A 7,779-nucleotide genomic window follows, 5' to 3' on the forward strand; every position below is an offset into this window, starting at 1 on the left:
TATTTTTATCTGTTTGTAGTTGCGCGATTGGGTTTTCGCTTAATCTGCAACAGCCGTTCCATATCACTGAATAAGTTTGTGTTTTTTAATTCAAACATAATCCATTTGCCATCATGAAAAGTAGTTGCTTCATCATATTTCATCTGTACTTCCCTTGAGAAAAACGCCCGCTGTGTTTCAAATTTAGCGCGTTCATCTTTCCCTAAAATAATCATAAAGCCGAAAGTATATTCCTTAGCATATAAGGCACAAAGAGTTTTGCCTCCTCTACAATATTTGTATTCATACGTCCAGGCCTGACCACCCTTGTTCCAAAGCCGTTCCATCTCATATTTTTGTTCGATGAGCTGACACAAAGAGGTCCATACATAATAAAGATCCTCTCCTATTAAGTTTTCTATCTTTTCAGAAGTTGGTATTTGAAAAGGTTGTTTCATGACATTCTATATTACGATTGATTCTAAATTAGAGCTTATGCAGCAAAAGTAGTACGTTTCTTCCATAATCAGTTGTCCTAAATAGGCATCTTTATATTAAAAATCAAAGAAACGAATTTTAAAAGGAAAATTAAAACAAGTTCTGACAGGAGTACGAATTTATACTAACTTTGTTCCCTGAAAATATAAAAAAACAAGTATGAAACATTATCCGGTGGTTCTTTCCATTGCTGGTTCCGACTGTTCGGGCGGAGCAGGTATACAGGCAGACATCAAGACCATATCTGCTTTAGGAGGGTATGCTGCGTCCGCCATCACAGCTGTAACCGTACAAAATACAGTAGGAGTACGTGCTGTACATGTTGTTCCTGCTGAAATTGTCTGCGGACAGATAGAAGCCGTAATGGAAGATTTGCATCCCGATGCTGTTAAGATAGGGATGGTAAGCGAAGAAGAAACAGTTAGGGCCATAGCTGATTGTTTGCGTAAATTTCGTCCCGAACATGTGGTATATGATCCGGTGATGGTGTCTACCAGCGGGCGAAAGTTAATGAACGATGCTGCTATTGAAATCATAAAGAAAGAACTTTTTCCACTAACGACTCTCCTTACCCCAAATCTGGACGAAGTAGAAGTTTTAACGGGCAAAAAGATTGTTGTATTGGAGGATATGCAACAAGTTGCCCGGGAACTTTCGGCTATTTACCGGACTGCCGTATTAATAAAAGGGGGGCATTTGCCGGGAGATGAGATGCAAGATATCTTATGTGCTGACGGAAACTTATTCATATATAAGGAGAAGAAGATAGTAAGTAAAAATCTACATGGCACGGGATGCACCCTCTCCTCTTCTATCGCTACATACCTGGCATTAGGGTGTACCATGAATGAAGCGGTAGGTAAGGCTAAAAACTACCTGAGTAGAGCCATTGACGCAGGTAAAGAGATAGTTGCAGGAAAAGGGAATGGACCGTTGTGCCATTTTTGGAATCCTGAGAAAGCGCAGATAATTGATGATAAGGCAGATAGATTAGAAGGAAAATAGTATCTTCATTGCACAAAATTGCAGATTATGTGCTGTTGTATGACAAAAATATATAACTTTGCACCCGCAAATTTAAATTTAGAACGAAAATATGAAAGCATTTGTATTTCCTGGTCAAGGTGCCCAGTTTGTGGGTATGGGTAAAGACTTGTATGATAACTCTGCGTTAGCAAAGGAATTGTTCGAAAAAGCAAATGATATCCTTGGATATCGCATTACAGATATTATGTTCAATGGTACTGACGAAGACCTTCGCCAGACAAAGGTGACTCAGCCTGCTGTTTTCCTTCATTCAGTAATCTCAGCTCTTTGCATGGGTGACGATTTTAAGCCGGAAATGACTGCCGGTCATTCACTGGGTGAATTTTCCGCATTGGTTGCTGCCGGTGCACTTTCATTCGAAGATGGTTTGAAACTGGTTTATGCACGTGCTATGGCTATGCAAAAAGCCTGTGAGGCTACTCCTTCTACAATGGCTGCTATCATTGCATTGCCTGATGAAAAAGTAGAAGAAATTTGTGCTACGGTTACAGCTGAAGGCGAAGTTTGTGTTCCTGCTAACTATAACTGTCCGGGACAGATTGTTATTTCAGGTTCAATGCCAGGTATCGAGAAAGCTTGTGAATTAATGAAAGCTGCCGGAGCAAAACGTGCCCTTCCTTTAAAGGTAGGTGGCGCTTTCCATTCGCCTTTGATGGATCCTGCAAAAGTAGAACTGGAAGCTGCTATTAATGCAACAGAAGTTCATACCCCCAAATGTCCGGTTTATCAGAATGTAGATGCATTGCCTCATACTGATCCTGCTGAAATTAAAAAGAACCTGGTTGCTCAGCTCACTGCTTCTGTACGTTGGACTCAGACTGTGAAAAATATGGTTGCCGATGGTGCTGCCGACTTTACAGAGTGTGGTCCGGGTGCAGTGCTTCAGGGATTGATTAAGAAAATCGATTCTACGGTTTCTGCTCATGGAATAGCATAAGATATTTTCCTTTATACAATAAATGAAAAATGAAGAGGATTTCCGTCACAGGAAATTCTCTTTTTTTAGATATACCCGTTTGAAAACCTTTGTTTGAAATGCAATACAACTCACTTCAAGTAATGTTATTCATTTGCAAAATCAGTGTTAATTTGCGTTTTAATCAATAAAACTCCATGTGCTTTATAGTGAATATGCTCTACTAATAAATGACAATGAACACTTTTAATTTTTAAATTAAGCAACAAAGTATGATTCTCTGATTTATTGTACTATCTTTGTACTCAGAGTTTGAGTTACGAAGTCGTTATCGCATAGTTCTCCTTTTTATGTATTATTAAGCAGGTCTCTCCTTTAATTATCTCCCTCACTCCAGAATTAGTATTTATTTTAATAAAATTTTAAATGAACATTTACATTTCAGGTTTAAGCTTTAGCGCAAATGATGCTGACTTAAATAATTTGTTTGCAGAGTATGGAGAAGTATCTTCAGCTAAAGTAATCTTAGACAGAGAAACAGGAAAGTCAAGAGGATTTGCTTTTGTAGAAATGACAAACGATACAGAAGGTCAGAAAGCGATTGACGAGCTTAACGGAGTAGAATACGATCAAAAAGTGATTGCAGTAAGCATTGCACGTCCACGTACAGAAAAACCATCAAACGGAGGAAGAAACTATAATAACTCCAGAAGATATTAATATCCAGATAATGCAAAAACAGAAGATCCTCTTTTGTTTTTGCATTAAAGTTATCTCATTTTTACTTATTCACGGAATGTTTATTAATTTTCCGTTCTTCTATATAATATCAGGAATTTCCAATCCTGTACCTTTTCATTGGGTCGATACATGCGTCAACTCTTTAGCATAAAGTATATTCAAGGTTGTTTATCCGGCTTATAGTATAGTACAAAATAAATTTATGGAATCATTTTTTATAGGAAATATTGAAATCAAAATACCTATTGTACAAGGTGGAATGGGTGTTGGAATCTCACTGTCCGGTTTAGCATCAGCAGTGGCAAATGAAGGAGGATTGGGTGTAATTTCGTGTGCCGGTTTAGGATTGCTATATCCTAAAAGAAAAGGAACTTATACTGAAAAATGTATTAGTGGATTGGAAGAGGAAATCAGAAAAGCACGTAAAAAGACGAACGGAATTATTGGAGTGAACGTTATGGTGGCACTTTCCAATTATGCCGACATGATTCGTACGGCAATCAATGAAAAAATTGATGTAATATTTTCGGGTGCAGGACTTCCCCTTGACTTACCTGCCTACTTAACACCGGATAGTTCTACTAAATTGGTACCTATCGTATCTTCTTCAAGAGCTGCAAAAATTATTTGTGATAAATGGCTGGCCAATTATAACTATCTGCCCGATGCGATTGTGGTGGAAGGTCCCAAAGCCGGCGGGCATTTAGGATTTAAGAAGGAGCAACTGCAGGATCAAAGTTATGCTTTAGAATCATTGATTCCGGCAGTGGTAGCGATAGCCAATAGTTACAGTGAAAAGAAAAAGATTCCGGTAATTGCTGCTGGTGGAATCTCTACCGGAGAAGATATTGCCCGTTTTATGGAGCTGGGGGCTTCGGCTGTACAGATGGGAAGTATTTTTGTAACAACACAGGAATGTGATGCTTCCCAAACTTTTAAAGAAGTGTACATCCATTCCAAACCTGAAGATGTACTTATCATTGAAAGCCCTGTCGGGATGCCGGGAAGAGCCATCAATGGAGAGTTTATCCATAACGTAGAAAGTGGTATGGAAAGACCCAAAAAATGCTCATTTCATTGCATCAAGACATGTGATTATCAAAAAAGCCCTTATTGCATTATCAAAGCATTGTATAATGCTGCAAAAGGTAATATGAGAAGAGGATATGCATTTGCCGGCAGCAATGCTTTTCTCGCAGAAAAAATAAGTAGTGTAAAAGAAGTAATGAATAAACTGGAAAGTGAATTCTTCTTAGCAACTCACAAGTTGGTTTAATCAGAAATCAGCAAACGTTGAGATATTTAAGTATTAATCAAAATATAATTTTAATGGCAAAATCCGTAACAGTTGACAAACGTGAGAACGAAAAGAAAAGACTCGCTCGCCGAGCGGAAAAACAAAAAAGAAAAGAAGAAAAAAAACTATCACCCAAAGCGAATAGCCTGGATGATATGATTGCCTATGTTGATGAAAATGGTATGATAACCTCTACACCACCAACAGAGAACATCAAAAAAGAAGAAATAAAGCAGGAGGAAATTGTTATATCTACTCCTAAAAAGGAAAAAGAGATTCCAACCGTAATGAAAGGACGGGTAGAATTCTTCAACACTTCCAAAGGCTTTGGCTTTATCAAAGACCTTTCGGGAACTGAGAAATACTTTTTTCACGTGAACAATGTAATGGCTGATATTTCAGAAAATGACATTGTGACATTCGATCTCGAACGAGGGATAAAAGGTATGAATGCAGTGAATATCTGCTTCGAGAATGAACAAAAAACAGGAAATTGATAGTACGTCAGACTCTGATTAAAAGTAGATGGAACAAGAATCATTTCTATAAAATATAAAACTAAAATAATACAATTTGAATTATGAAAAAAGGTAATATGATACGATCTGAAATGAATTCGTCCAGTCAGTTGATAGAGAACGTACTCAAAGAGTATAAAAAGAGTGTAGGTGATGTGGTGCTTGTGGCAATCAGTCCGCGAACATCAATTGAGCTTCCCGCGCACCTATCCCAAGCAGAAAGAGATCTTCGCATAGAGGTTTATAAAAAACTGCATAGCTCAAAAGTCTAAAATATTTAGTGTAATAAAAGTCTTTATTGAACAAACTTTTACTTTCGGTGGCTGTTATTCATAGTAATAATTAATTTATATAATCATAAATAAATAACCGATATGGGCAGACGCAGTCAGTTGGAGCATCAGGTATCTGTTGCTCAGGAAAGGATTAAAAAGGCTCCTAAAGATACTCCCAAAGATATTATAAAATTGTGGGAACAGGAGTTAGTCGATTTGGAAATTGAATTAAATAACCTGGTTGATGGTGAAGAAGATAATAATGACTAATCAGAAAGTAAAATAAAAACTGCATTTCTAAATAGTCATATTTAGTAGTAGAGACTTCTTCGGGTGTATAAAGTGACACCCGAAGAAGTCTTTTTTTATCTATAATTGTCATACAAAAAGAGGTGGATTCATTGACATATATCAAAAAACAGAACTTTGAAATATATTTTTTGCTTTATATCAATTCAATCGTAACATTTCTACTTTACATTTGCAGTGTTTTCAAGGTATATAATATAAAATGTTTAAATTATGAAATGGGTAAAAAGATTGTTAGATAGAATCGGAAATGCCGATTCTATGATTTGGGGGTATGTGATGCTCCATGAGTAAAAAAGTTGTTATCAGAATTTTATTGAAAGAAACGTTTGAAAAAGGAGTCCGGTAATTGCCGGACTCCTTTTTGATTGTATAGAGATCAGATCTGTATCTTAGTTCTGTTTTTTTTGAAAAGTAAATTCGTAAAGAAATACCCTGCTTCCACTGCAACAATTCCAATCACTGCCCCTCCTACTACATCGCTTAACCAATGCCTGTTATTAAGCTGGCGGGTAATACCTGTAACTACGGCCGGTAAATAGGCCACTATACTTACCAGGATATTTTTCTTGCCATATTCCTTGTACAACAAACATGCTGATGTAAAAGCGGTTGCCGTGTGCCCCGAAGGAAAAGATAATAAATCAGATCCGTCCGGTCTTAATACTCCAGCCAATGACTTAATTGAAGAGACAGTAATTACCATCAATGCAAATGAAAAAACAGTAGCAACCAGCATTTGTGTCCAGTTACTTCGACTCTTTATTCCTGTTATTTTTAATCCGAACATAATTATCAGCGGAAGATATGGCAGAAAATCATCATATCGGTAGGCAAAAGAAGGAATATGTGTATTACGAAGATTATAGATGTACTGATTCGCACTTTCCAGGACTCCATATCTTAAAGCACACAATGTCAATATACAAATAAACACCCAAAAAAGTAGTTTACGGAGACTCATCATACCCTCATCTGATTTTGTTGTAAATAACGCTCAAAGGTATTAAAAGATATCGGATATAAAGTTGATTGTTATTAAACAAAAACATATTTCTATATGATTTTAAGATTGATAAATGACCGGAATTGTATCATTACATCATTTTACAATACAAATAAGAAGGAATTATTTTTAGAAACCATGCTATGTACCTCCAACGTTTGGATATATAGACTACTTTATTTTTTCGTATAATGGCTTTATATATCTGACATACTGCTTTATCAAGAGATGCCACCCAAAATAAGCCTTCTCCTTTTGCCATAGCTGTGTTAACGAAACCGGGGCGTATATCTGTGATATATAGAGGATAAGGTAATTTTGCAGCTTTCTGCCTTAGCCCTTCTGTGTAGTTCATTTGAAACGCTTTGGTTGCATTATATGCCGGGGCAACACCACTTCCACGAATACCGCCAATGGAAGATATAACAACAAGTTGTCCTGACTGCTGGTGTTGAAAGAATAGGAAAGCCCAATCCGCAATATTAGTAAATCCAATTACATTTGTCAGAAGAGTCGGCTTCTCCAGCCGATAGTCCAATTTTGGATTTACTTCCCCCACACCGGAACAAATTACCAGAATATCCATACCCCCCATTTCATTAGTGAGTGTATTGAGTTGATAAAGTGTATCATTGTCATTGGTAATGTCGCATACTCTGTAGTGACAATTTTCACTTTGCGAACAGATCTCCTGTAGTATTAGTTCCCGACGACCAACAATGCCGACAATATACCCTTCGTTTATAAAAGTCTCTGCCAATCCACGTCCAATACCGGATGTAGCACCTATGATGATAACCTTCTTCATTTTCAGTTCTTATTTGTCTGGTACAAAAGTATTCTGTCAGAACAAAAAAAGTCTTGATTGAAATCAAGATTTTAGATTCTGTTTTAAATTTTCTTCTCGTATACTCTATTAATACCAACTATTTATAAAAAACAGATCTTTAATAAAAGTTAATCAAAAAAGTTCCATTCAATATTTTATTTTCTGTTTTCATAACAATTGATAATTGTTTCTATTTTCATGTTCATGCAAATTGTTATATCTTATGAATATTTAGTTTATTTCTTGGTGAGAAACGGCCCATTGCTCGTAGAGAATCAACACGATCTTCGTATACTCTATTAAAACCAAATGTTTCCGCAGAATATTGCTTTAATAAATGTTAACTACGAAAGATATGTCCTTT

Annotated in this window: 10 protein-coding genes; 7 read left to right on the forward strand and 3 right to left on the reverse strand. The window is 36.6% G+C overall.

Annotation, left to right across the window (positions count from 1 at the left end; all coding sequences use genetic code 11):
- Positions 1–5: 5 nt before the first annotated feature.
- On the reverse strand, positions 6–437 hold the full coding sequence (locus tag HCG69_RS19770; RefSeq protein WP_221651442.1) for a DUF3788 domain-containing protein: 432 nt from the start codon (positions 435–437) through the stop codon (positions 6–8).
- Positions 438–636: 199 nt separating this feature from the next.
- Here HCG69_RS19770 and thiD point away from each other — a divergent pair, with 199 nt between their 5' ends.
- The 7 genes from thiD to HCG69_RS19805 all read left to right on the forward strand — a co-directional run bounded on the left by thiD (position 637) and on the right by HCG69_RS19805 (position 5,541).
- Positions 637–1,482: a bifunctional hydroxymethylpyrimidine kinase/phosphomethylpyrimidine kinase gene (thiD, locus tag HCG69_RS19775; protein ID WP_221651443.1), complete on the forward strand. Its 846-nt coding sequence runs from the start codon at positions 637–639 to the stop codon at positions 1,480–1,482.
- Between the two features lie 91 nt (positions 1,483–1,573).
- Positions 1,574–2,461, forward strand: coding sequence for an ACP S-malonyltransferase (fabD, locus tag HCG69_RS19780; protein ID WP_221651444.1), 888 nt, complete (start codon positions 1,574–1,576; stop codon positions 2,459–2,461).
- 405 nt (positions 2,462–2,866) lie between these two features.
- Positions 2,867–3,160 carry an RNA-binding protein gene (locus HCG69_RS19785; RefSeq protein WP_221651445.1) on the forward strand — a complete coding sequence of 98 codons (294 nt, stop codon included), beginning with the start codon at positions 2,867–2,869 and terminating at the stop codon, positions 3,158–3,160.
- A 223-nt stretch (positions 3,161–3,383) separates the two neighbouring features.
- The gene (locus tag HCG69_RS19790; RefSeq protein ID WP_221651446.1) at positions 3,384–4,457 is read left to right on the forward strand and encodes a nitronate monooxygenase family protein; all 1,074 of its coding nucleotides are present in this window, start codon (positions 3,384–3,386) and stop codon (positions 4,455–4,457) included.
- 53 nt (positions 4,458–4,510) lie between these two features.
- Positions 4,511–4,975: a cold-shock protein gene (locus HCG69_RS19795; protein WP_221651447.1), complete on the forward strand. Its 465-nt coding sequence runs from the start codon at positions 4,511–4,513 to the stop codon at positions 4,973–4,975.
- Between the two features lie 83 nt (positions 4,976–5,058).
- Positions 5,059–5,268, forward strand: coding sequence for a hypothetical protein (locus HCG69_RS19800; protein WP_221651448.1), 210 nt, complete (start codon positions 5,059–5,061; stop codon positions 5,266–5,268).
- 102 nt (positions 5,269–5,370) lie between these two features.
- A complete protein-coding gene (locus HCG69_RS19805; protein ID WP_007485580.1) occupies positions 5,371–5,541 on the forward strand; it encodes a hypothetical protein in 171 nt (56 codons plus the stop codon).
- A gap of 418 nt (positions 5,542–5,959) precedes the next feature.
- On the opposite strand, the gene HCG69_RS19810 is transcribed toward HCG69_RS19805, so the two are convergent.
- Both HCG69_RS19810 and HCG69_RS19815 read right to left on the reverse strand, forming a co-directional pair.
- The gene (locus HCG69_RS19810; protein ID WP_221651450.1) at positions 5,960–6,544 is read right to left on the reverse strand and encodes a phosphatase PAP2 family protein; all 585 of its coding nucleotides are present in this window, start codon (positions 6,542–6,544) and stop codon (positions 5,960–5,962) included.
- Positions 6,545–6,677: 133 nt separating this feature from the next.
- On the reverse strand, positions 6,678–7,394 hold the full coding sequence (locus tag HCG69_RS19815) for an SDR family NAD(P)-dependent oxidoreductase (protein WP_221651449.1): 717 nt from the start codon (positions 7,392–7,394) through the stop codon (positions 6,678–6,680).
- Between the last annotated feature and the right edge of the window lie 385 nt (positions 7,395–7,779).

This window comes from Bacteroides sp. K03 (assembly GCF_019734355.1).
GTDB classification, from domain to species: domain Bacteria; phylum Bacteroidota; class Bacteroidia; order Bacteroidales; family Bacteroidaceae; genus Bacteroides; species Bacteroides nordii.